Here is a 23356-nt window from a genome sequence, read left to right on the forward strand (position 1 = left end):
ATCTCACTCTGGAGGAAAGTTCATCTTCGCCCATGACCTGTCGGGTGGGGGCCCGGCTTTCCGCAACCGGCCGGGGATCGCCTGCTCGTAGGTGTCGCGCAGCTGCTCCACCGCCAGCTCCAGCAGCGGCTGGCCGCCCCGGGCCAGGCCCAGGCGCTGGGCCGCCGTCACCGTGCCCAGGCACTGGGCCGGCACGGCCGCACCAGCCAGGGCCGCGCCCCAGGCCGCCTCCTGCTCTGGGGCCACGCTCACCAGCAGCCGTGCCCCGCCCTCGGCGAACAGCAGCCGGTCGGGGCGAGCGTCGCCGGCGGGCAGCTGCAGATCAGCCCCCAGGCCAGAGGCGATGCAGGCCTCCGCCGCCGCCACCGCCAGACCGCCATCGGAAAGGTCGTGGGCGGAGCGCACCAGACCGGCCGCAATGGCCTGGCGCAGGAAGCCCTGCACCCGCCCCTCCAGGGCCAGATCCACCAGGGGCGGGCGGCCCGTGAGCTGCCCGTGCACCACCTCCAGGTAGCTGCTGCCCCCCAGCCCCAGGCTTCCGTCGCCGCTTTCGTCGAGCGGCACCCCCAGCAGCCAGATGGCATCACCGGCCTGGCGCCAGGCCAGCCCCGTCACATGGGCCAGGTCGTGCACCAGCCCCACCATGCCCACCACCGGGGTGGGGTGGATCGGCTGCATGCGGCCATCCGGCAGGCGGGTCTCGTTGTACAGCGAGACGTTGCCGCCGGTGACCGGCGTGGCCAGGGCGCTGCAGGCCTCCGACAGGCCCCGGCAGGCCATCGCCAGCTGCCAGTAGCCGGTGGCGGTGTCCGGGGAAGGAAAGTTGAGGTTGTCGGTGACCGCCAGGGGCTCGGCGCCGGTGCAAGAGAGGTTGCGGGCCGCTTCCGCCACCGCCGCCATCGCGCCCCGCTCCGGATCGAGCGCCACCCAGCGGTTGGGGCAGTCGACCACCGCCGCCACGCCGCGCGTCGACGCCGCCATCGCCCCTGGCCCCTGCTGGGGCCGCAGCCGGATCACGGCCGCATCGGCACCGCCGGGCAGCACCACGGTGTTGGCCTGCACCTGGTGGTCGTACTGGCGGTACACCCAGCGCTTGCTGGCAATGCTGGGGTCATCCAGCAGGCGCAGCAGCACCTCACCCCAGCCCAGCACGCCTTCGGCCAGGGAAAGGCCGCCGGTATCCGCCGCCGGCAGCTCGGCTTCGCTCCAGGTCCAGTGGGCCTGGAGCGAAGCCGGGGGTTCGGCCAGCAGCTCGTGGTGGTTGATCGGCGTGTCATCCGCCAGGGCACTGGCGGGCACCTCGGCCGCCACGTCGCCGTGCTGCAGCACCCGCACCACGTTCTCCTGCAGCACCCGGCCCACCACCGCCGCCTGCAGACCCCAGCGGCGGAAGCGGGCCATCAGGGGCTCCTCCCGCCCGGCGGCCACCACGAACAGCATCCGCTCCTGGGATTCGCTCAGCAGGAATTCGTAGGCGCTCATGCCGCTCTCCCGCGCCGGCACCCGGTCGAGGTCGAGCTCGATGCCCAGCCCACCCTTGGCCGCCATCTCCGAGCAGCTGCAGGTGAGGCCGGCGGCGCCCATGTCCTGGGCCGCCACCACATCGCCGCTCTGGAAGGCCTCCAGGCAGGCCTCGATCAGCCCCTTCTCCAGAAAGGGATCGCCCACCTGCACGGCGGGCCGGTCGTCGAGGGAGGCTTCGGTGAGCTCGGCACTGGCGAAGCTGGCCCCGCCCATGCCGTCGCGGCCGGTGGTGCTGCCCACGTACACCACCGGATTGCCCACGCCCACCGCCCCGGAGCAGACGATGTCGTCGGTCTCCATCAGGCCCAGGGCCATGGCGTTGACCAGGGGGTTACCGCCATAGCTGGGGTCGAACGCCACCTCCCCGCCCACGGTGGGCACGCCGACGCAGTTGCCGTAGTGGGCGATGCCGGCCACCACCCCCTCCATCAACCCCACGTTGCGTTCGTCCTCCAGCGGCCCGAAGCGCAGGGCGTTGAGCAGGGCGATCGGGCGCGCCCCCATGGTGAAGATGTCCCGCAGGATGCCCCCCACCCCGGTGGCCGCCCCCTGGAAGGGCTCGACCGCCGAGGGGTGGTTGTGGCTCTCGATCTTGAAGGCCAGCCGCTGCCCCTCACCCAGGTCCACCACCCCGGCATTCTCGCCCGGCCCCACCAGGATGCGGGGGCCCGTGGTGGGGAACTGGCCCAGCAGGGGGCGGGAGTTGCGGTAGCAGCAGTGCTCCGACCACATCACCCCGAACATGCCCAGCTCGGCCCGGTTGGGGGGCCGGCCGAGGCGACGCACGATCTCGTCGTAATCGCCCTGGCTCAGGCCCTCCTTGCGCAGGGCCTCGGGCACCGAGAAGGACGGAGTCGAGGTAGGAACCACCGGAGGGCGCGGCAACGGCCCTCCAGTATCAGATCCAGGGGTCGTCGGCTTCACGGGGCTCCCGGCCCCGGTAGCGATCGCGGCGGGGCGCCGGCTCCTCCAGTGGCGGTTGCCGGGTCGGTTCCGGTGGCTCTTCAGGTTGCTCCTCCTCGGGCCAGTCCTCGAGCGGGTCGGACTCGTCGCGGTCGCTGGTGTAGCGCTCGTCCGGATAGGGATCGTTCGGATAGCGATCGCGGGGGTCCCGCTCGGGCCAGGGGATCTCCTCGCGCAAGGCCTCCGGCCAGGGGGGCTCCTCCAGCCAGCCCTCCAGCCGCTCCTCGACGCGGCCGCCCACCTGCTGGACCTGTTCCTTCCAGCGCTGGGAACGGCGCAGCAGCTTCTGGCGCACGCTGGCCCGGGCCACCGGCAGATCATCCAGCCCCCGCAGGGCGGTGAACACACGGCCTGGCTGCTGGTCGACGATCCGGTCGGGGCTCAGGCGCCAGCGACTGGAGCCAGGCAAGCGCGGATCGCTGCGTGACACCAGATAGTGCAGGATGCGACCGCTGCGCAGCTCCACGGCAGCATCGGCCACCAGCCCCAGGGGCACGTCATCAGCGCCGGTGAGGGCGGCATCCATCAGGGTCGGCAGCCGTTCGAGGGTGGCTGCATCCGTTTCCGCCGGCTCCCCCTTCACGAACACCTCCTGCTCCCCCAGCCCCCGCAGCTGGTCGAGCCGCCAGACCAGCCGCTTCTGGGCGAAGGCCGAGGGCCGGCTGGCCCAGCCCAGCAGCCGATGCACCGGTGGATGCATCCAGGCCAGCACCCCCGCGCCGCGCTCAAGGCCCTGATCACAACGCACCTGCCGACGCAGCAGATCGCTCAGCAGCAGCTGCTCGGGAAGACTCACGCGCTCAGCTGGTGCGGATCTGGACCGGCATCACCAGATAGGTGAAGGCCTCGTCGGCCCCCACCGGCGCCAGCACGGCCGGGGTGGTGGCGGCATTGCACTGCAGCACCACCTGGTCGGAGGCCATGGCCTTGAGGCCATCGAGCAGGTAGCGGACGTTGAAGGCGATCTCGATCGCCTCTCCCTCGATCGTGGCCGCCAGCGATTCGGAGCCGCTGCCCACGTCCTGGGCGTCGGCCCTGATCGTGGCCGTGCCGGCGGCGGGGTCGGCGCTGATCTTGACCACGTTGTTGTGCTGGTCGGCCAGAACGGCCACCCGCTCCAGGGCGGCGATGAAGGCGCGACGGTCGAGCACCAGGCGGCGCTGAAACGACGGGGGAATCAGCTGGCGGTAGTTGGGGTAGGTGCCATCGAGGCTGCGGCTGGTGAGCACCTGATCGGCGGAGAGCACCACCACCTGGCCCCGTTCGCAGAACAGGCTGAGGGGCTCCTGGGAGCTGCGGCCGGACAGGATCCGCTCCAGCTCCCGCAGCGACCGGGCCGGCACCGTGACAGCAAAATCGGCCCCCTCAGCGTCGGCGGCCTCCGGATTGGGACTGGCGGCAGCTTCGACCGCATGGGAGAGGCGTTGCACAGCCAGGCGGTGGCCATCGGTGGCGGCGCATTCCAGGCCTTCCCCATCCAGGCGCAGGTGCACGCCGGTCAGCAACTGCTTGTTCTCATCGGGGCTGCTGGCGAACAGGGTGGCCCGCAGGCCCTTCACAAGAGCCTCGGCATGGAAGCGGATCGGGGTGCCGCTCTGGGCCAGGGGCAGGTCGGGGTAGTCGTCGGCGGGCATGCCCCGCATCCGGTAGCTGCCCGAGAGGTTGGTGAGCTCCAGCTGCTCCTCGCCTTCCGGGCAGCTGAGGCTGATGGGGCTGTCGGTGGAGAGCCGGGCCACGATCTCGCCGAACATCTTCGCCGGCAGGGTGATGGCGCCGCTGGTCTCGACGGCGGCGGGAAGGCTCGTCTGGATGCCGAGGCTGAGGTCGAAGCCGGTGAGGCTGAGGCGGCCTGTGCCCGCATCGGCGGTGAGCAGCACGTTGGCCAGAACCGGATGGGTGGGCCGCGTCGCCACGGCCCGGCTGACCAGCTGCAGGCTGGCGTTGAGTTCAGCCTGGGAGCAGACCAGCTTCATGGCGGGTGCCGACGACGGCAGAACGGCGTTCTAGAGGCCCCACGGTTTCACAGGGCGCGGCAAAGCGCAACGGGTGGTCTCCCGACTGCTCAGACGATTAATCAAGGATTGAAAAAAGCAAAAACAGCCCGTCGCCGTAGAGGCGGGGGAAAACGGGTAAACAGGCCGTCTTTCCTTGACATCACTGGCTTTTGTCGGGACGATGACTGGGGAATGGGTCGAACAAGTGAGCCGTTTTGAGCGGTTTTCCCCCGAATCCCGGGCCTGTGGAATTCGCCGGCCACCTAGGGGGGGATACCCTCCCCTGCCTCTCCCGTCGGGACAGGTGGAAACTCCCAGGATTTCCCCAGACGGTTGAACCACCGGCAGACGCCTAAGGGTCCGCTGAAAACCCGGCCATCTCTGCGAAAATGGGCCAACTGCCCATCTGAGAGGCGAGGTCACCGGGAGCGCAGCGGCTCCCTGTTCTCCTACGTGTCGATTGAGGAGCGGATTCCGGCCAGCCATCCGCTGCGGCGGGTCCGGAAACCGGCGGATCAGGTCCTCGATCGACTCAATCCCACCTTCTGTGAGCTCTACGCCGCAGAAGGCCGGCCCTCAGTTCCGCCTGAGTAACTGCTGCTGGCCTCGTTGCTGCAGGCGTTCTACGGGATTCGCTCCGAGAGGTTGCTGCTGGAGCAGCTCCACAACAACCTGCTGTTCCGCTGGTTTGCGGGCCTGAGCCCCGACGATCCGATCTGGCATCCCACCACCTATGGCCTCCGGCCGACTTCGTCTACACCAAGAACAGAGACCGGCTTTTGAACCAGCAGGTGATGGGGCATTTCCTGGAGAAGCTGATGGGCGCTCCGGAGGTCAAGCCCCTGCTCAGCAATGAGCACTTCTCGGTGGACGGCACGCTGCTCCAGGCCTGGGCTTCTCACGCGTCGCTGGGGCGGATTGACGGCCAGGACGATCCACCGCCGCCACCGGCTGGGCCTGGCGAGAGTTTTGGGGCTCCCAAGGAAGGCAAGAAACGGGCCAAAGGCGATTCCCGCGGTGTCAAGCTCAGCAACAAGACCCATCGCTCCACTGTCGATCCGGACGCGCTGCTGTGCCGGAAATCCAATGCCCATCCGGCACTCCCCAGCTACCGGCGCAGCAAGCGCACCTTGCGGTGCGACGGCCATGGGCTCATGGACAACCGCCATGCCCTGATCGTCGATTGCAAGGTGACGCAAGCGGTGGGTACTGGAGAGCGGGATGCCGCCCAGGCGATGGCGGCGGATCGTCCCGGTGCCCACCAGAAGACCATCGGTGCCGACAAGAACTACGACACCAGGGGCTTTGTCGCTGAGATGCGTCGCATCGGTGTCACGCCGCAGGTGGCGCAGAACACGGCCCGCTCTGGAGGTTCGGCCATCGATGGGCGCACCACGCGGCACGAGGGCTACGCCCAATCGATCAACGCCCGCCGCGGCATCGAGAAGGTGTTTGGCTGGATCAAACAGTCGGGCGGTCTGCGCCAGTTCAAGCTGCGCGGCACCGAAAAGGTGAGGGCAGTGTTTGGGCTGCACGTGATCGCCTACAACCTGATCCGCCTGGCCAACCTGCACAAACCGGCGATGGCGGCGGCATGAACAGCGGGTTGCCCAGAGGTGTGGCCAAACGGCACTCGCAGGAGAGCCAAAACAGCACAAAACCGTCGGAATCGCGCTGTCTGAACCGCTGACACAACAAATCCAGCCCGATCACAGCTCCGTGAGGGGAAAGCGCGGTTCTGAAGCGGTTTTTCCGCAGACTCCTAAAGGCGGCTGCTCAGAAACCCATCACCTTGGCCACGGTCTCGGTTTCGGGGGCGATGCCCGTGTGGAAGGTGGCGTCGTTGTTCTCGATCGCCGTCGTCGGGTCCTTGAGGCCATTGCCCGTGAGCACGCACACCACCGTGGCGCCGGAGGGCACCTCCTCCCGTCGCTTCAGCAGACCCGCCACCGAGGCGGCGCTGGCCGGTTCGCAGAAGATGCCTTCCCCCTGGCCCAGCAGCTTGTAGGCGTCGATGATCTCAGCGTCGGTGACGGCCATGAAATCGCCGTTGCTCTCCTTCTGTACCTTGAGGGCGTTGTCCCTGTTCACTGGATTGCCGATCCGAATCGCCGTGGCGATGGTGTCCGGCTGCTCCACCGTGTGCCCCAGCACCATCGGTGCTGAACCGGCGGCCTGGAAGCCCATCATCCGCGGCAGGACCGTGCTGTGGCCCGCCTGGCGGTACTCCTTGAAGCCCATCCAGTAGGCGCTGATGTTGCCGGCGTTGCCCACCGGGATGCACAGCCAGTCGGGGGCCTCGCCCAGGGCGTCGACCACCTCAAAGGCGGCCGTCTTCTGCCCCTGCAGGCGGTAGGGGTTGAGCGAGTTCACCAGGGTCACCGGGTAGCGGTCGGCCACATCCCGCACGATCGCCAGGGCCCGGTCGAAATTGCCCTGCACCGCCAGCACTTCGGCGCCGTAGAGCAGGGCCTGGGCCAGCTTCCCCTGGGCCACGTAGCCATCCGGAATCAACACGAAGGCCCGCATGCCGCCCCGGCTGGCATAGGCCGCCGCCGCCGCCGAGGTGTTGCCGGTGCTGGCGCAGATCACCGCCTCCGAGCCCGCCTCCTTGGCTTTGCTGATGGCCATCGTCATGCCCCGGTCCTTGAAGGAACCGGTGGGGTTGAGGCCGTCGTACTTGAGGAACACCTTCACGCCCCGTCCCACCCGTTCGGCGATCACCGGCGCAGGAATCAAGGGAGTGGCCCCCTCCCGCAGGGTCACCACCGGCGTGGCGTCACTGACGGGCAGCCAGGAGCGGTAGGCCTCGATCAGCCCTGGCCAGTCCTGCATGGTGGGCTGCCGGCCCAGGCGTCGCAGGGCTCGTAGCAGGGGCACAGGGGACAGCGGCGAAGCTGATGTCAATGTAAGGCTCCGGTCTGGGGCGTCAGGGGGCGGGTGTGGCCGGGGCGGGTGCCAGGGGGGCCGGCGCCGTGGGGGCCGGCTGGGGCTCGTTGCCCCGCAGACCGTCGAGGGGGGATTCCGAGAAGAAGCGCACCAGTTCGCTGATCGAGGAGGCCTTGGAGATCACAGCCATCAGGGCTGGAATGCTCACCTCCAGCTCCTGGGTCGGGTAGGCCCGCAGGAAGGTGATGGCCGACAGCGACCCCTTGCCCTCGTAGGTGCCCAGCACCATGGCGGCGCGCAGGGCGGGCACACCGGCTGCTGGGGCCCTCAGGGGGAACAGGATCCGCGCCAGGCGGGCCAGGATCGCCTCGCCGATGCGGGTGTTGAGCAGGCGGCTCATCAGCACGATCGGCAGCCGCACCGATTCATTCAGCAGCTTGCTGACGTCCGCGGGGTTCTGACGGCCCAGGCGCAGCACGTCGCCCAGCAGGCCCCGAGCCTCGCCGGTGGTGGCCAGATGCTCCAGATCCGCGACCGGGATCGAGCGGCGGAAGGCACCGCTGGTGAACACCAGGTTCTGGGCTGCGAACGCCGCCGGCGTCGACCAGCACAGCCCCAGACCCAGGACAGCGGCCACGAGCCTTCGCCGCTTGTTCACACATGTCTCCCTTGTATTGCGCTGACTCTACGGATCTCAGGCGCCGGTGACCCCGGCGGCCTGGCGCACCGCCGGGGTCACCAGCACATCCCGCAGCAGGTGCACCACGCCCCGTTCCGCCAGACCCTTGGCCACCTGCAGACCCATGCGGCGCAGATCCGGCTCCCCCAGCACCCGAGGCAGGCGCTTCAGCAGCAGGGACGGCTCGAAGCCGGGCAGGTCGCGCAGGATCGCCAGCAACTCCTGGATCGGTTCGAGGTCCAACAGCGGCGTCGTGGCCGGGGCGGGGGGCAGGGCCCGCAGCCCCGGCGGCAGGAAGCGGCTCGGCAGCCGCCGGCCCAGGCGCAGGGTGGTGTTCCAGGCCAGGGAATCCATCTGTTGCACCACCGCATCGACGAGTTGCTGGCGCAGCAGGCCGCCGGTGGGGGAGAAGAGGAAATCGAGCACCTGATCGAGCAGACCTTCCAGATCCAGCTGCTCCTGGAGCGAGGCACTGGCCACCAGGCTTTCGAGCCGCTGCCAGCGGAATTCATCGCCGTCGTAGAGCATCTCCCGCAGGCTGCGGCGCAGCTCGGGATCGGGATCCTCCATCAGTCGGCGGGCGAAGTAGGGGTAGGCGGCGCCGAGGATCTTGAAGTCAGGGTCCACACTCAGGGCAATGCCTTCGAGGGTCACCAAGGAGCGGATGATCAGGGCGTAATAGGGGGGGACCTGGAAGGGGAAGCGGTACATCACCCCGGAGAGGTCATCGGTGACCGCCTTGAAATCCATGCGGCTCACGCCCATCTCCAGGGCCTGGCCGAACACGGTTTCGAAGGCCGGCACGATCGGTTCGAGATCCACCGCCTCGCCCAGGAAGCCGAGCTGCACAAAGTCTTTCGAGAGGGCGCCGAAGTTGCGGTTCACCAGGTGCACCACGGCCTGGATCAGGCCGGTGCGCGCCTCCCGTGACACCTCGCTCATCATGCCGAAATCCAGGTAGGCGAGGCGGCCGTCGGCAAGGGCCAGCAGGTTGCCAGGATGGGGATCGGCGTGGAAGAAACCATGCTCCAGCAACTGCTGCAGGCTGCAGTTCACCCCCACCTCCACCATGTGGTCGGGGTCGACACCGAGGGCGCGCACCGCCTCAAGGTTGGTGAGCTTGACGCCGTCGATCCACTCCATGGTCAGCACCCGGCGGCTGGTGGCCTGGCGGTAGATCGCGGGGACGGCGATGCGGGGATTGTGGCTGTGCAGACGGGCGAAGGTTTCGGCGTTGGAGGCTTCGTTGATGTAGTCCATCTCCTCGAACACCCGCTTGCCGAGTTCATCGATCAGCCCCACCAGATCGCTCTTGATCAGCCCCACATTGCGGTTCAGCCAGGAGGCGATGTTGCGGACGATGTAGAGGTCGAGGGTGATCTGCTCCCGCAGGCCGGGCCGCTGCACCTTCACCGCCACCCGCTCGCCGGTCAGCAGCACGCCCCGGTGCACCTGGCCGAGGGAGGCGGCGGAAATCGGTTCCTTCTCCAGTGACGCGAAGATCGACTCCACCGGGGCCTGCAGGTCCTCCTCGATGCAGGCCATGGCCAGGGAACTGTCGAAGCCCGGCAACTGGTCCTGCAGCTGGGCCAGCTCCTCCAGCAGCACCGGCGGAATGATATCGGGCCGGGTCGAGAGGGCCTGACCGGCCTTGATGAAGGCGGGGCCGAGGGCGACCAGCAGTTCGGCGCACTCCCGGGCCCGCCGCCGGGCCCGGCCGGGGTTGGCCAGCTGGCCGGTGACCTTGTCGACGCCCACCCCCAGCAGATAGAGGCCGATCGGCACGAGCGTCTGCCAGACCCGGCGCACCAGACGCATCGGGTGGCCGGCGTAGATGCGGGTGATGGCGGCCGGGTCGTAGCTGAGCAGGCCTGCCGCCTCCAGGAAGTCACCCATCTCGACCTCGGCGGTCAGGCGCTCGGGGGTCGCGGCGGGGGCAGGGGGGGAGGAAACCATGGCGGGGATGCACCGCCGCGGCGCCGGCAGGCGAAACCCCCTTCTAAACGAAAGTCACAGCCGCTACGGTCGGGCCACGTACCGATCGCTTGCCGGAGGCCTGGGTGCTCACGGGTCTGCGCCTCGAGAATATCGCCCTGATCGAGCGGCTGGAGCTGGTCTTTTCGGCCGGGTTCACCGTGCTCACCGGCGAGACCGGCGCCGGCAAGTCGATCCTGCTCGATGCCCTCGATGCCCTGCTCGGCGGTGCCCAGGGCAGCCAGGGGGCCCGTCTGCTGCGGCGCGGCGCTGAGCGGGGCCGCATCGAGGCCTGCTTCAGCCTGTCTCCTCCGGTGCAGGACTGGCTGGAGCGCCAGGAGCTGGAGGCCGAGGACGGCGAGCTGCTGCTCAGCCGCGACTGGCGGCTCCAGGAGGGCCGGCTCACCAGCCGCCACCGGCTCAACGGGTTGGTGGTGGGCCGCAGCCAGGTGCTGGAACTTCGACCCCTGCTGCTCGATCTCACCGTCCAGGGCCAGACCCAGCAGCTGGGTCGCCCCGGTCAGCAGCGCCGCTGGCTGGATCGCTTCGCCGGTGATGGCGTGGCCGCGGCCCTCGAGGCCAGCCGCGGCGCCTGGCTGACGTGGAAGGGGGAGGCGGACGCCCTGGCCCGCGCCCGTGCCGACCGGGAGCGCTTCGCCCTGGAGCGGGACCGCCAGGAGGAACTGCTGGCGGAGCTGGAGGCCGCGGCGCTGGAGGATCCCGCCGAGCGTCAGCGTCTTCAGGGTGAGCAGGACCGGCTGGCCCATGCGGTGCGGCTGCAGGACGGCGTGATGACGTTGATGGGCCGGCTGGTGGAAGGGGCCGAGGCGGCCCCGTCGGTGCTGGATCACCTGGCGGCCTGCGACCAGGAGCTGCAGACCATGGCCGCCCTCGACGCCGGCGTGGGGGCCCTGCATGGGGCCTGCGCCGACGCCCTGGCCGGTCTGCAGGACCTGGCCAGGGATCTGGATCGCTACGGCTCCCTGCTGGAGAGCGAGCCGGACAGCCTGGCTCTGCTGCAGGAGCGGATGGCCCAGCTCAAGGTCCTGGAGCGCCGCCATGGCCAGACCCTGCCCGAACTGATCGCCCGGCGCGACAGCCTGCGGGAGCAGCTGGCCCAGGCGGATGTCGAGGCCGCCCTGGCGGGCCTGCAGGCCGCCGAAGCCGTCGCCCGCCAGGGGCGCGATCGGGCCAATGCCGCCCTCACCCGTGCCCGTACCGCCGCCGCCCGCGGCCTCGAGCACCAGCTGATGGAGGCCCTGCGGCCCATGGGGCTGGCCAACGTGCGCTTTGCCGTCGCCCTCAGCGCCGCCGAGCCCAGCGAGGAGGGGGCCGATGCGGTGCAGTTCCTGTTTTCCGCCAACCTGGGCCAGCCGCCGGCGCCCCTGGCGGAGGTGGCCTCGGGTGGCGAGATGAGTCGTTTCCTGCTGGCCCTCAAAACCTGCCTGGCGGCGGCCGACCCCCATGTCACGCTGCTCTTCGATGAGATCGATGCGGGCGTGAGCGGCCGCGTCAGCGGTGCCATGGCCCAACTGCTGCGGCGGCTGGCGGAGCAGCGCCAGGTGTTCTGCATCACCCACCAACCCCTGGTGGCCGCCGCGGCCCAGCACCACTTCCGGGTGAGCAAAAGCGTCGAGGCGGGTCTCACCCACACGCTGGTGTCCCACCTGCGGGACACTCACGAGCGCCAGGCGGAGCTGGCGGAACTGGCCGGTGGCGATTTCGGCGAGGCCAACAGCTACGCCGCCAGCCTGCTGGGCCTTGACGGCACGAGCGTTCCCGACAAGGTCAACCGGGCGGCTTAAGCCGCCCACCCTTGTGCCACCGACAGGACATCCGACCGTTCAGATCCTTACGGCGATGTGCCAGTGGCGATCTCGATCCGCGGCCGATCGATCAGCGCCAGGCGAGCCAGCTCCTGTTCACGGCTATAGGCGGCCAATTGCGTTTCGATCTGCAGCCGCACGATGTCTCGGTACTCCATGAAATGCTCGTTGTGGGCGCAGACAGCGAGGTATTGCTCCGCCACCTTGGGGTTGGCCCGGAGAATGTGGAACAGGTGGTGCCAGAAGGCCCATCGGGTGGAGCGTTTGATGCCCTGGCGCCAGCAGACGATCAGTAGCGCCCGGAGCACTGCCAGCTCGGGAAGCTTGAAGGCGCTTCTCACCCTGGGTGGGCCGAGTTTCAGGAAGTAGCGATGCACCCGATCGAGATACGCATGAGGTTCGTAAAGCTGGCAGAACGCTTCCACATACTCCTGGGCAATGCCTTCCACCGGCCGGGTCGGCACGAAGTTCATCAGGGTGGTCTGGTTGATGTTGCCGACTTTGTCAATCAGTCGTCCTTCCTTCTCCAGCCTGTGCCATAGGGCCGTATGGGGCAGTGCCTGCAGCATGGCGAAGGTGGTTGTGGGAATCCCAGCGGCCTCGGAGAAGGCGACGATCCGCTGGCCGGCGCCCTCCTTTTCGCCATCGAAGCCGATGATGAATCCTGCGATCACCCGCAGCCCGGATCGGGTCACCTTGTCGACCGATTCGAGCAGGGGTGATCGCGTGTTCTGGAATTTCATCGTGGCCGCCAGACTGTCCGTGTCCGGGGTTTCGATGCCCATGAAGACGGCGGCAAAGTTGCAGGCCAGCATCTGATCAATGAGCTCTTGATCATCAGCCAGATCAAGGGAGGCTTCCGTATCGAAGCGGAACGGATACCCACGGTCCCTCTGCCATTGCTCAAGGGCCGTGAGCATCATCTTGACGTTGCGCTTGTTGCCGATGAAGTTGTCATCCACCATGAACACGCCACCGCGCCAGCCGATGGCGTAAAGGCGGTTGAGTTCGCTGACGAGTTGTTCCGGCGTCTTGGTGCGGGGTTTGCGTCCGTAGAGCACGATGATGTCGCAGAATTCGCACTGGAAGGGACAGCCGCGCGAGAACTGCACACTCATCGAGTCATAGGCACTGAGCTCGAGCAGGTCGTACCGGGGGATGGGGGTGGAGGTCACGTCTGGTTTCACGCCATCGGAGCTGAAGCGGCCGCCTTTGTCGCCCCGATTCCAGGCCTCGACGAACAGGGGCAGGGTGATCTCCCCCTCATCGAGGATCAGGTAATCGGCGCCAGCGGCCAGGAGTTCTTCGGGTGTGGAGCTTGGGTAGGGTCCCCCGACAGCCACCGGCTTGCCATGGTGCCTGGCCAGGTTGATCTGGCGAATGATGTCGTCTTTCTGGACGATCATTGCCGACATGATTACGAGATCAGCCCACTGCCATTCCTGCTCCGAGACCGGCCTGATGTTGACGTCCGCCAGCTTGAAGTTCCAGCCCTGGGGCAGAATGGCGGCAACGGTGATCAGGCCGAGTGGCGGTAGCAGAACCTTTCGGTTCACCAACTCAAGAATTTTCTCGTAGCTCCAAAATGTTTTCGGGAACTCGGGGTAGACAAGTAGAACGTTCAAACGGGGGTATCCACGGCTGGCGCTGAGTATCAGCAGAATCGAACCAGATAAAATCTATTCTAGCACAGATCGCGTGCTTTCATATTTCAGTCGACGTACGGGTCATCAAGCCTGGGCCAGGAGAAACGGATGGGACCTATTGGAGGCCACGTTCTCCGTTGTCATCGATTGAGGAGTGCTTTGCAGCCAACCAAGCATTCCAAGTTGAAGAACTTCAGGACTATGCTCAACCTTCAAGGCGTTTGTAAGCGCCATCGGTTTCCAGGAGATTGGTGGTACCAACCTCAACGCCCATGTCGCCGCCGCCGGCCGTGGTGCGTTTCGGCAGCGAGATCTGCGGCGATCCATGCCTGGCCGGTGGGCGGGAGTGGCTGGTCACCAACGGCCTGGGCGGATACGCCATGGGCACGGTGTCGGGGGCGCCGAGCCGCAGCTACCACGGCCTGCTGATCGCGGCCCTCTCGCCGCCGGTGGAGCGCAGCCTGCTGGTGAGCCAGCTGCAGGAGTCGGTGGATGGGGATCCGGGGGCCTGCGGCCCCCTGCAGATCGTGTCCTTTGCCCTTGAGGGCAGCGTGCCCCGCTGGCGCTTCGCCTGGGGTGAGACCCTGCTGGAGAAGCGGGTCTGGATGGCCCAGGGAGCCAATACCACCTTTGCGAGCTACCGGCTGGTGCGCGGCGGCCCGCTCGAACTTCGCCTGACGGCCTTTGTGCAGCACCGCTCGCACCATGGCGGTGAGCGTCCCGCGTTGGCCCTGGCGCCCTTGCCAAGGGGCGTGGCGGTGCGCCCGCTGGGGGCGGCGCCGTTCGTGCTGGTCAGCGACCGGGGCGACTGGTGCCTGGAGGACCCACCGCTCTGGGAGGAGGAAGTGCCCCTGGCGGCGGAGGCCGAACGGGCGCTGGCGAGCACGGCCGAGCAGCTGCGGGCGGCCACGCTCACCGTCACCCTCAGCGATCAACACGCGTGCGTCACCGTCGTGGCCAGCACCACGGAAGCGCCGCCCCTCGCTGGTGAACAGGCCCTGGCGCAGCGCCACGACCACGAGGATGGGCTGCTGCGCTCCTGGCAGGTCGCCCAGCCCGTCCTGGCGCCGTCGGCACCGGCCTGGATCCGCCAGCTGGTGCTGGCCGCCGATGCCTTCGTCGTGGAGAGGTCGATGGACGGCCGTGCGGGCGAGCGGCTGGGGGCCTCGCTGATCGCCGGTTATCCCTGGTTCAACGACTGGGGCCGCGACACGCTGATCAGCCTGGCGGGCCTCACCCTGGTGACGGGCCGCTGCGGCTGGGCCGAGCGGATCCTGCGCACCTACGCGGCCCACATCAGCCACGGGCTGATCCCCAACAGCTTTCCCGACCGGGCCGACCAGCCCCTGGACCGACGCGCCTACAACACGGTGGACGCCACGCTGTGGTTTTTCCAGGCCCTGGCGGAGCACCGGGAGGCCAGCGGCAGCGACACCCTGGTGCGGGAGCTCTTTCCCCAGCTGGAGACGATCCTTGACCACCATGAGGCCGGCACCTGGTTCGGAATCCGCATGGATCCGGCCGATGGGCTGCTGAGCGCCGGTGAGGGGGAAACCCAGCTCACCTGGATGGATGCCAAGCCCCGCGACCGGGCCATCACCCCCCGTCACGGCAAGGCGGTGGAGGTCAATGCTCTGTGGGTGAACGCCCTGCGTTCGATGGCGAGCTTTTCCCGGCTCACGGGGGCCGATCCCGGCCGTTGGCAGGCCCTGGCGGATCGGGCCTCGGCGGGCTTTCAGCGCTTCTGGAACCCGCGGCTGGGCTGTTGTTTCGATGTCATCGACGGACCCTCCGGAAGCCCTGATGAGCGGCTGCGGCCCAACCAGCTGCTGGCCCTCGCGTTGCCGGAGCCGCTACTCAGTCCAGCCCAGGCCGCCAGCGTGCTGGCGCTCTGCGGCCGGCGGCTGCTGACGCGCCATGGGCTGCGCACGTTGGATCCCGCTGATCCCGACTACCGGGGCCACTACGGAGGCGACGCCCAGCGCCGGGATGGGGCCTACCACCAGGGCACGGTGTGGGCCTGGTGGCTGGGGCCCTTCGCCCGGGCCCATTTCGCTGTGCACGGCGATGCGGCCCTGGCGCTCTCGTACCTGGAGCCCATGGCCGATCACCTGAACGAAGCGGGGCTGGGCAGCCTCAGCGAGATCTTCGATGGCGACGTCCCCCATGCACCGCGGGGCTGCATCGCCCAGGCCTGGTCGGTGGCCCAGGTGCTGGCGGCCTGGACGGCGATCAGTGGTGGAATCCCGAGACCTCGGCGCTGCTGAGCGCGCCGTGATCGGGGTGGCTGGCGAAGAAGTCGAGCGACTGGCGGATGTTCTCCAGCAGCAGATCGGCCAGATCCCGGCTGACGCCGTGGCGCACCAGGATCCGCTGCACAGTGATCCCCTCGCAGTGGGTCGGCAGGCTGTAGGCCGGCACCTGCCAGCCGCGCACCCGCAGGCGGTCGGCGAGGGCGTAGAGGTTGAAGTTGACGTCGCTTCCCTCCCGGATCTTCCAGCAGATGGCGGGGATGCCCGATTGATCATCAGCGCCGTAAATGATCTCGAACGGCCCCAGCTTGCCGATCTCCACAGCCAGGTACTGGGCCGTGGCGTAGCAGGCGGCATGCACCTTGCGGTAGCCCTCCCGACCCAGGCGCAGAAAGTTGTAGTACTGGCAGACCACCTGGCCCCCCGGCCGCGAGAAATTGAGGGTGAGATCGCGCATGTTGCCGCCGAGATAATTCACCCAGAACACCATCTCCTCGGGCAGATCGGTGGTCTGGCGCCACAGCACCCAGCCCACCCCCAGGGGTGCCAGGCCGAATTTGTGACCGGAGGCATTGATGGAGCGCACCCGCGGCAGGCGGAAATCCCACACCAGATCAGGGGCGCAGAAGGGAGCCAGGAATCCGCCGCTGGCGGCGTCCACGTGGATGGAGATGTCGAGGCCGGTGCGGGCCTCCAGGCCATCGAGGGCGGCCGCCAGCGCCTGCACCGGTTCGTACTGGCCGGTGAAGGTGACCCCCAGGGTGGGCACCACGCCGATGGTGTTCTCGTCGCAGTACGGAAGGGCCGCTTCGGGGGACAGGATCAGCTGATCGGGCTGCATCGGGATTTCGCGGTGCTCAATGTCCCAGTAGCGGCAGAACTTGTGCCAGCAGATCTGTACCGGACCGGTCACCAGGTTGGGCCGGTCGATGGGCTTCCCCTGCCGTTGGCGCTGCGCCTCCCAGCGGCGCTTCATCGCCAGTCCCCCAAGCATGGCCGCCTCGCTGGAGCCGGTGGTGGAGCAGCCGATGGCGCCGTTGATCGAGGGGGCGTGCCAGAGGTCGGCCACCATGCGGGCGCAGCGGGCTTCGATCTCCGCGGTCTGGGGATACTCGTCCTTGTCCTCGATGTTCTTGTCGATGCACAGATCCATCAGGGCGTGCACTTCGTCCTCCACCCAGGTCTGGCAGAAGGTGGCCAGGTTCTGACGGGAATTGCCATCCAGCATCAGCTCGTCGCGAATCGCGGCGAACACGGCGCGGGGGTTGTGTTCCTTCGGGGGGAAATGGGTTTTGGGCAGGGTGACCGAGAGATCGGATGACGAGTAGATGTCGTCCTCCAGGGAGTATCTGGACGCTGCCTTTTCGTGGATGGTCATCGATTGCAACGGAGCGCACCTGGATTGTTCAGGCTAGGCGCCGACCTGGGAGGAATCCACTCCGGCCCACGCGGCAGCGATGGACAATGGACTCCTGACGCGCGAGCCCGCCGTGGGTTCCCCCACCCCCATCGCCACCACGGCTGAGGCCTTCGCCCGCTTCGACGGGCTTGCTCCCGTGGAAATCCCTTTCTTGCTAGGCGCTTGGAAGGGGGAGAGCGTCCCCACCGGCCACCCCCTCGACGGCGCCTTGGAAGCCTTCCACTGGCATGGCAAGCGCTTCGACAGCGCCGAGGCGGTGTACCCCCTGGTGTTCACGACCCTCGGCGGCGGCCTGGCCTGCCTCGAGCCGAAGGCGATGGGGCCAGGGCTGCGTCTGAGCGACCGCTTCCCCGTCCCGAAATCGGCGTTGGCCGGCCGCCTGTTCCAGCTGTTGATGCCCCTGTTCAGCACCGCCCGCTCCAGCGCCCGGCTGCGGATGACCAGGTACCGCGGCGTGGTGAGCGCGACCATGCTTTACGACCACCTCCCCATCAACGACGTCTTCCGCAAGCTCGACGACGACACCGTGCTGGGCGTCATGGACTTCAAAGGCATGGAGACACCGTTCTTTTTCCTGTTGCGCCGCGAAGGTCCGGATCCGTCACATTCCGTTACGATTTCCTGAAGGGGCCTTCGTCGCGTGATGGCTCTCCCCGCAACGCTTTGCTCTTCGCTTGATCACCATGCGCTGGACAGCCGTCGACATCCCTGACCAGTCCGGGCGGATCGCCCTGGTCACCGGTGCCAACAGCGGACTCGGCCTGGAAACGGCCCGGGCCCTGGCCGCCAAGGGCGCCACCGTTCTGCTCGCCTGCCGCTCGCTGGCGAAGGCGGAGCAGGCCCGCGAGGAGTTGCTCACCGCTGCGTCCTGCACCGGCGCCCTCGACGTGCTGCACCTCGACCTGGCCGACCTGGCCAGCGTGAGCGCCGTCGCTGCGACCGTCTCTGAGCGCTATGGGCGCCTCGATCTGCTGATCAACAACGCCGGCGTGATGGCGCCGCCCCGCCGCCTCACCCGCCAGGGCTTCGAGCTGCAGTTCGGTACCAACCACCTCGGCCACTTCGCCCTCACCCTTGCCCTGCTGCCCCTGCTGCGTGACCGGCCCGGTGCCCGGGTGGTCACCGTCACCTCAGGGGCCCAGTACTTCGGTCGCATCGCCTTCGACGACCTCCAGGGTGAGCACCGCTACGACCGCTGGGGCGCCTACGGCCAGAGCAAGCTGGCCAATGTGATGTTCGCCCTGGAGCTGCAGCGGCGCCTCGCCGATCAGGGCAGCCCCGTGCTGTCCCTGGCCGCCCATCCCGGTTTCGCCCGTACCAACCTCCAGCCCACCTCCATCGCCGCCACCGGCTCCCGCTTCGAGCCCCTGGCCTACCGGCTGATGGATCCCCTGTTCCAGAGCGCCGCCATGGGGGCCCTGCCCCAGCTGTTCGCCGCCACCGCTCCAGAGGCCAAGCCCGGTGGCCACTACGGCCCCGACCAGTGGGGCGGCCTGCGGGGCTGGCCCACCGAGGTGCGCATCGCCCCGGCCGCCCTCGACGCCGACCAGTGCGGGCGCCTCTGGGATGTCAGCCAGGACCTCTGCACCGAAGCCGCGCCGCTGCCCGCCCTGGCCTGAGCCTGTCCCAGGGTCGACCCCCGTAGACTCATCGGCTGCCGACCACCCTTTATGCCCCGCGCCCGCGCCGGAACCACCAGCAAGGCCGAGGCAGGCACACCCGTTGTGGAAAAGGCCCTGCGCACCTTGAATGGTGGCAGCCTTGAGGACGTGATCCGGGTCCGGGGGGCCCGCCAGCACAACCTGCGCAATGTGGATCTCACCATCCCGCGCAACCGCATGATCGTGTTCACCGGGGTGAGCGGCAGCGGCAAGAGCTCCCTCGCCTTCGACACGATCTTCGCCGAGGGCCAGCGGCGCTACGTGGAGAGTCTCTCCGCCTACGCCCGCCAGTTCCTTGGCCAGGTCGACAAGCCCGACGTCGACGCCATCGAGGGGCTGTCGCCGGCCATCTCGATTGACCAGAAATCCACCAGCCATAACCCCCGTTCGACGGTCGGCACGGTCACGGAGATCCAGGACTACCTGCGCCTGCTCTACGGCCGCGCCGGCGAACCCCATTGCCCCCAGTGCAGCCGCTCGATCCGGCCCCAGTCCATCGACGAGATGGTGGACCAGATCCTCACCCTGCCCGAAGGCACCCGCTACCAGCTGCTCGCCCCCGTGGTGCGGGGTAAGAAGGGCACCCACGTGAAGCTGCTGGCGGGCCTGGTGGCCGAGGGTTTCGCCCGGGTGCGGATCAACGGCGAGGTGCGCGAGCTGGCCGACAACATCGAGCTCGACAAGAACCATGCCCACCACATCGAGGTGGTGGTCGACCGACTGGTGGCCCGCGAGGGCATCAACGAACGCCTCACCGACTCCCTGCGCACCGCCCTGAAGCGCGGCGAGGGCCTGGCCCTGGTGGAGGTGGTGCCCAAGGCCAACGAGCCCCTGCCCGAGGGCGTCGAGCGCGAGCGGCTCTATTCCGAGAACTTCGCCTGCCCCGTGCACGGCGCCGTGATGGAGGAGCTGTCCCCCCGCCTGTTCTCCTTCAACAGCCCCTACGGCGCCTGCCCCGACTGTCACGGCCTCGGCCATCTGCGCAGGTTCACGGTGGAGCGCGTGGTGCCCGACCCCTCCCTGCCGGTGTATGCCGCCATCGCCCCCTGGAGCGACAAGGAGAACAGCTACTACTTCTCGCTGCTGTTCAGCGTCGGCGAGGCCTTCGGCTTCGAGCTCAAAACCCCCTGGAACCTGCTCACCGAGGAGCAGCGCCAGGTGCTGCTGCAGGGCAGCGAGGAGCCGATCGCCATCAAGGCCGACAGCCGCTACCGCAAGAGCGAGGGCTATGTGCGGCCCTTCGAGGGGATCCTGCCGATCCTGGAGCGCCAGCTGCGCGACGCCAGTGGCGAATCGGTGCGCCAGAAGCTGGAGAAGTACCTGGAGCTGGTGCCCTGCGAAAGCTGCCACGGTCTGCGGCTGCGGCCCGAAGCCCTGGCGGTGCGGGTGGGGCCCTATGCCATCCACGAGCTCACCTCGGTGAGCGTGGCCGTCACCCTGGAGCGCATCGAGGCCCTGATGGGCGTGGGGGCCAGTGAAGGGGCCGAGCCCCTGCTCAGCAGCCGCCAGATCCAGATCGGCGATCTGGTGCTGCGGGAGATCCGGATGCGCCTGCGGTTCCTGCTCGATGTGGGCCTCGATTACCTGAGCCTGGATCGGCCCGCCATGACCCTCTCCGGCGGGGAGGCCCAGCGGATCCGCCTGGCCACGCAGATCGGCGCCGGCCTCACCGGCGTGCTCTACGTGCTCGACGAACCCAGCATCGGGCTGCACCAGCGCGACAACGATCGCCTGCTCGCCACCCTCACCAAGCTGCGGGACCTGGGCAACACCCTGATCGTGGTGGAGCACGACGAGGACACGATCCGCGCCGCCGACTACCTGGTGGATATCGGCCCCGGTGCCGGCGTCCATGGCGGCCACATTGTGGCCGAGGGTTCCCTCGACGATCTCCTCAATGCCGAGGACTCCCTCACCGGGGCCTACCTGAGCGGTCGACGTTCCATCCCCACCCCCGCCGAGCGCCGCGATGCTGGCAGCCGCCGGCTCACCCTGTCCAACTGCACCCGCAACAACCTCCAGGGCATCGACGTCGAGATCCCCCTCGGCCGGCTGGTGTGCGTCACCGGGGTGAGCGGCAGCGGCAAGAGCACCCTGGTGAACGAGCTGCTGCACCCGGCCCTCGAGAACCGCCTCGGCCTGAAGGTGCCCTTTCCCACCGGGCTCGAGGAGCTGCGGGGCATCAAGGCGATCGACAAGGTGATCGTCATCGACCAGTCGCCGATCGGCCGCACCCCCCGCTCCAACCCCGCCACGTATACCGGCGCCTTCGATCCGATCCGTCAGGTGTTCGCCGCCACGGTGGAGGCCAAGGCCCGCGGCTACCAGGTGGGCCAGTTCAGTTTCAACGTCAAGGGGGGACGCTGCGAGTCCTGCAGCGGTCAGGGGGTGAACGTGATCGAGATGAACTTCCTCCCCGATGTCTATGTCCAGTGCGACGTCTGCAAAGGGGCCCGCTACAACCGCGAAACCCTGCAGGTCACCTTCCGGGGCCACACCATCGCCGATGTGCTCGAGATGACCGTGGAGCAGGCCGCCGAGGTGTTCGCCGCCATCCCCCAGGCCGGCGAACGCCTCAGCACCCTGGTGGACGTGGGGCTGGGCTACATCAAGCTGGGCCAGCCCGCGCCCACCCTCTCCGGCGGTGAGGCCCAGCGGGTGAAGCTGGCCACCGAGCTCTCCCGCCGCGCCACCGGCAAGACCCTCTACCTGATCGATGAGCCCACCACGGGCCTCAGCTTCTATGACGTCCACAAGCTGATGGACGTGATGCAGCGACTGGTGGACAAGGGCAACTCGATCCTGGTGATCGAGCACAACCTCGATGTGATCCGCTGCGCCGACTGGCTGATCGACCTGGGGCCGGAGGGCGGTGACAAGGGCGGCCACATCGTCGCCATCGGCACCCCGGAGTCCGTGGCCGACAATGCCGCCAGCCACACCGGCCGCTACCTGCGGCACGTGCTGGAGCAGCATCCCCCCATTCCCCTCGCGGCCTGACCCATGGCTGAACTCACCCCCTCCCAGGCGGCCCTGCTGCGCATCGTCTGCACCGTCGCCTGGGCCGACGGCGAATGCTCCCCCGCCGAGCGGGAGCTGCTCGCCGAGCTGGTGGCCCGCCATCTGCACGGCGACAGTTTCAGTGGCCTTGGCGAAGCGGAGCTGGAGGCCTTTCTGGCCGAGCGCCTACCCGTGGCGGGTCTGGATGGTCTGGTGGCCCAGCTCAGCGGCAGCGACGCCCGCCAGCTGGCCCTGAAGCTCAGCTACATGATGGTGCGGGTGGGGCGGCGCTCACCGGCCGAGCCCAGCATCAACGCCCAGGAACGGGTGGCCTACCGCCATCTGGTGGAGCTGCTCGCTCTTGGGGACGGCAAGATCCAGGAGATCGAGTGGGCCGCCGAAGCCGACCTGCCGAAGAAGGAGGGGCTGGCCCAGCTGCTGGCCGAACTCACCGCCGGCTGGCGCAGCCCCGACGACGGCCGGGGCCCCGCCTGAACCCTCAGGGGAGTGGTTCGTCGCCGCTGCCGCTCGGGTAGGCCTGGTTGCTGTCAGGCATCCAGTAGCTGAGGTCGTGGTGCCAGTAGAGCCGGCCTGGCACCCGCTGGGTGCTGAGCTTGGTCTTGCCGAGGGCGGACATCAGCTGGGTCAACTCGATCGGCGAGAGGTCGGTGACCATGTCGTTGCCGGCGATCTCCAGCAGGGCCGGCAGCCTGGCGATCGTGGCCGGCTCGGCCAGCTTGCGGAATACCTGGGCCATCACCAGCCGCTGGCGCTCCATCCGGCCCAGATCTCCCTGTTCGTCGTTGCGGAAACGCAGGAACCCCTCCAGCTCGCTGCCCTTGAGCAGTTGCTTGCCGGGGTAGAGGTCGATGTAGAGCCCCTGGGCGTTGTCGACGTAGTACATCCGCTTGGGCACATCCACCTCGACGCCACCGAGGGCTTCGGCCAGCTTGTTGACCGCGTCCAGGTTCACCTTCAGGTAGCGGTCGATGGGAGCCGACAGCAGGCTGCCCACTTCGTCCTTCGTGGTCTGGATGCCGCCGAGGGCGAACAGGGAATTGGCCTTCACCACCCCCAGCTGGGGGGACTCGATGAAGGTGTCCCGGGGCACCTGGGTGATGTGGGTGATGTCGCCGTCGAGCCGCACGGTGAACATCACATCGGTGTTCTCCCCCACCGAGTCGCGACCGAGCACGAGAATGCGGCGGTTTTCGACGGAGAGCGGATTCAGCACCGCCCCGATGCCGCGGGGTGCCGGAATCAGGCCGGCCAGGAATGGGGCAATGCGCGCCGGCAGGGGGCCGGCCAGCAGGGCACCGACGGCGATACCCAACCCGAAGGTGACCAGGGGGCGGCGCCTGGACCGGTGCGGCGCCGGGGGCCGCTGCTTCGGATCGTTCCTGGAGCTGGTCTTCTCAGGGAGCGCCACGGCCCCGACTTCCCTCTTCTGCCGGGTCTTCCGGGAGCGAGAGAGCCCCGACGCTGAATGGGCCTGAGTCATTGTGCTATCCGCAGGGGCGCACCATAG

At 68.3% G+C, this 23356-nt stretch carries 15 protein-coding genes and 1 pseudogene; 7 read left to right on the plus strand and 9 right to left on the minus strand.

Annotation, left to right across the window (positions count from 1 at the left end; genetic code table 11):
* Positions 1-3 precede the first annotated feature (3 nt).
* The 3 genes from purL to dnaN are packed head-to-tail and all read right to left on the minus strand — an operon-like array spanning position 4 to position 4460.
* A complete protein-coding gene (gene purL, locus KBZ33_RS01945; RefSeq protein WP_396107811.1) occupies positions 4-2364 on the minus strand; it encodes a phosphoribosylformylglycinamidine synthase subunit PurL in 2361 nt (786 codons plus the stop codon).
* Between the two features lie 58 nt (positions 2365-2422).
* Positions 2423-3283 (minus strand): RNA methyltransferase, encoded by an 861-nt coding sequence (locus tag KBZ33_RS01950; protein ID WP_254950068.1) that lies wholly within the window; start codon positions 3281-3283, stop codon positions 2423-2425.
* A gap of 4 nt (positions 3284-3287) precedes the next feature.
* Positions 3288-4460, minus strand: coding sequence for a DNA polymerase III subunit beta (gene dnaN / locus KBZ33_RS01955; protein WP_254950067.1), 1173 nt, complete (start codon positions 4458-4460; stop codon positions 3288-3290).
* A 402-nt stretch (positions 4461-4862) separates the two neighbouring features.
* Between dnaN and KBZ33_RS01960 the strand changes: the two are divergent.
* Positions 4863-6079: pseudogene (locus tag KBZ33_RS01960) on the plus strand (IS5 family transposase).
* A 178-nt stretch (positions 6080-6257) separates the two neighbouring features.
* On the opposite strand, the gene thrC reads toward KBZ33_RS01960, so the two are convergent.
* The 3 genes from thrC to KBZ33_RS01975 form a co-directional block, all read right to left on the minus strand.
* The gene (thrC, locus tag KBZ33_RS01965; RefSeq protein ID WP_254950224.1) at positions 6258-7316 is read right to left on the minus strand and encodes a threonine synthase; all 1059 of its coding nucleotides are present in this window, start codon (positions 7314-7316) and stop codon (positions 6258-6260) included.
* A 94-nt stretch (positions 7317-7410) separates the two neighbouring features.
* Positions 7411-8028 (minus strand): alpha/beta hydrolase, encoded by a 618-nt coding sequence (locus KBZ33_RS01970; RefSeq protein WP_254950065.1) that lies wholly within the window; start codon positions 8026-8028, stop codon positions 7411-7413.
* Between the two features lie 36 nt (positions 8029-8064).
* Positions 8065-10005, minus strand: coding sequence for an AarF/ABC1/UbiB kinase family protein (locus KBZ33_RS01975; RefSeq protein ID WP_254950063.1), 1941 nt, complete (start codon positions 10003-10005; stop codon positions 8065-8067).
* Positions 10006-10109: 104 nt separating this feature from the next.
* Here KBZ33_RS01975 and recN point away from each other — a divergent pair, with 104 nt between their 5' ends.
* Entirely contained in the window at positions 10110-11828 is a 1719-nt protein-coding gene (gene recN, locus KBZ33_RS01980; protein ID WP_254950222.1) for a DNA repair protein RecN, read from the plus strand.
* Between the two features lie 47 nt (positions 11829-11875).
* On the opposite strand, the gene KBZ33_RS01985 is transcribed toward recN, so the two are convergent.
* Positions 11876-13474, minus strand: coding sequence for a B12-binding domain-containing radical SAM protein (locus KBZ33_RS01985; RefSeq protein ID WP_254950062.1), 1599 nt, complete (start codon positions 13472-13474; stop codon positions 11876-11878).
* 293 nt (positions 13475-13767) lie between these two features.
* Between KBZ33_RS01985 and KBZ33_RS01990 the strand changes: the two genes are divergently transcribed.
* Entirely contained in the window at positions 13768-15762 is a 1995-nt protein-coding gene (locus KBZ33_RS01990; protein ID WP_254950060.1) for an amylo-alpha-1,6-glucosidase, read from the plus strand.
* On the opposite strand, the gene KBZ33_RS01995 is transcribed toward KBZ33_RS01990, so the two are convergent.
* On the minus strand, positions 15728-17125 hold the full coding sequence (locus KBZ33_RS01995) for a glutamate decarboxylase (RefSeq protein WP_254950058.1): 1398 nt from the start codon (positions 17123-17125) through the stop codon (positions 15728-15730). The genes KBZ33_RS01990 and KBZ33_RS01995 overlap by 35 nt on opposite strands.
* Positions 17126-17204: 79 nt before the next feature.
* Here KBZ33_RS01995 and KBZ33_RS02000 point away from each other — a divergent pair, with 79 nt between their 5' ends.
* Genes KBZ33_RS02000 through KBZ33_RS02015 form a run of 4 tightly spaced genes read left to right on the plus strand, consistent with a single transcriptional unit; the run spans position 17205 to position 22323 of the window.
* A complete protein-coding gene (locus KBZ33_RS02000; RefSeq protein ID WP_255011469.1) occupies positions 17205-17792 on the plus strand; it encodes a DUF4334 domain-containing protein in 588 nt (195 codons plus the stop codon).
* A gap of 58 nt (positions 17793-17850) precedes the next feature.
* Positions 17851-18786, plus strand: a complete 936-nt coding sequence (locus KBZ33_RS02005) for an oxidoreductase (RefSeq protein WP_254950054.1) — start codon at positions 17851-17853, stop codon at positions 18784-18786.
* A 51-nt stretch (positions 18787-18837) separates the two neighbouring features.
* The gene (gene uvrA, locus KBZ33_RS02010) at positions 18838-21828 is read left to right on the plus strand and encodes an excinuclease ABC subunit UvrA (RefSeq protein WP_254950052.1); all 2991 of its coding nucleotides are present in this window, start codon (positions 18838-18840) and stop codon (positions 21826-21828) included.
* Positions 21829-21831: 3 nt separating this feature from the next.
* Positions 21832-22323 carry a TerB family tellurite resistance protein gene (locus KBZ33_RS02015; protein ID WP_254950050.1) on the plus strand — a complete coding sequence of 164 codons (492 nt, stop codon included), beginning with the start codon at positions 21832-21834 and terminating at the stop codon, positions 22321-22323.
* A gap of 4 nt (positions 22324-22327) precedes the next feature.
* Here KBZ33_RS02015 and KBZ33_RS02020 read toward each other — a convergent pair whose 3' ends face one another.
* Positions 22328-23257 (minus strand): LCP family protein, encoded by a 930-nt coding sequence (locus KBZ33_RS02020; RefSeq protein ID WP_254950048.1) that lies wholly within the window; start codon positions 23255-23257, stop codon positions 22328-22330.
* Between the last annotated feature and the right edge of the window lie 99 nt (positions 23258-23356).

The sequence above is a fragment of the Cyanobium sp. Cruz-8D1 genome (assembly GCF_024345975.1).
Taxonomy (GTDB): domain Bacteria; phylum Cyanobacteriota; class Cyanobacteriia; order PCC-6307; family Cyanobiaceae; genus Cyanobium.

What these genes read in the sequence shown, in the direction of transcription:
- uvrA (WP_254950052.1), top strand. Translation starts at nt 18,838, where the DNA reads ATGCCCCGCGCCCGCGCCGGAACCACCAGCAAGGCCGAGGCAGGCACA.
- dnaN (WP_254950067.1), bottom strand. Translation starts at nt 4,460, where the DNA reads ATGAAGCTGGTCTGCTCCCAGGCTGAACTCAACGCCAGCCTGCAGCTG.
- KBZ33_RS02000 (WP_255011469.1), top strand. Translation starts at nt 17,205, where the DNA reads ATGGACAATGGACTCCTGACGCGCGAGCCCGCCGTGGGTTCCCCCACC.
- thrC (WP_254950224.1), bottom strand. Translation starts at nt 7,316, where the DNA reads ATGCAGGACTGGCCAGGGCTGATCGAGGCCTACCGCTCCTGGCTGCCC.
- KBZ33_RS01995 (WP_254950058.1), bottom strand. Translation starts at nt 17,125, where the DNA reads ATGACCATCCACGAAAAGGCAGCGTCCAGATACTCCCTGGAGGACGAC.
- KBZ33_RS01975 (WP_254950063.1), bottom strand. Translation starts at nt 10,005, where the DNA reads ATGGTTTCCTCCCCCCCTGCCCCCGCCGCGACCCCCGAGCGCCTGACC.
- KBZ33_RS02005 (WP_254950054.1), top strand. Translation starts at nt 17,851, where the DNA reads ATGCGCTGGACAGCCGTCGACATCCCTGACCAGTCCGGGCGGATCGCC.
- KBZ33_RS02015 (WP_254950050.1), top strand. Translation starts at nt 21,832, where the DNA reads ATGGCTGAACTCACCCCCTCCCAGGCGGCCCTGCTGCGCATCGTCTGC.
- KBZ33_RS01990 (WP_254950060.1), top strand. Translation starts at nt 13,768, where the DNA reads ATGTCGCCGCCGCCGGCCGTGGTGCGTTTCGGCAGCGAGATCTGCGGC.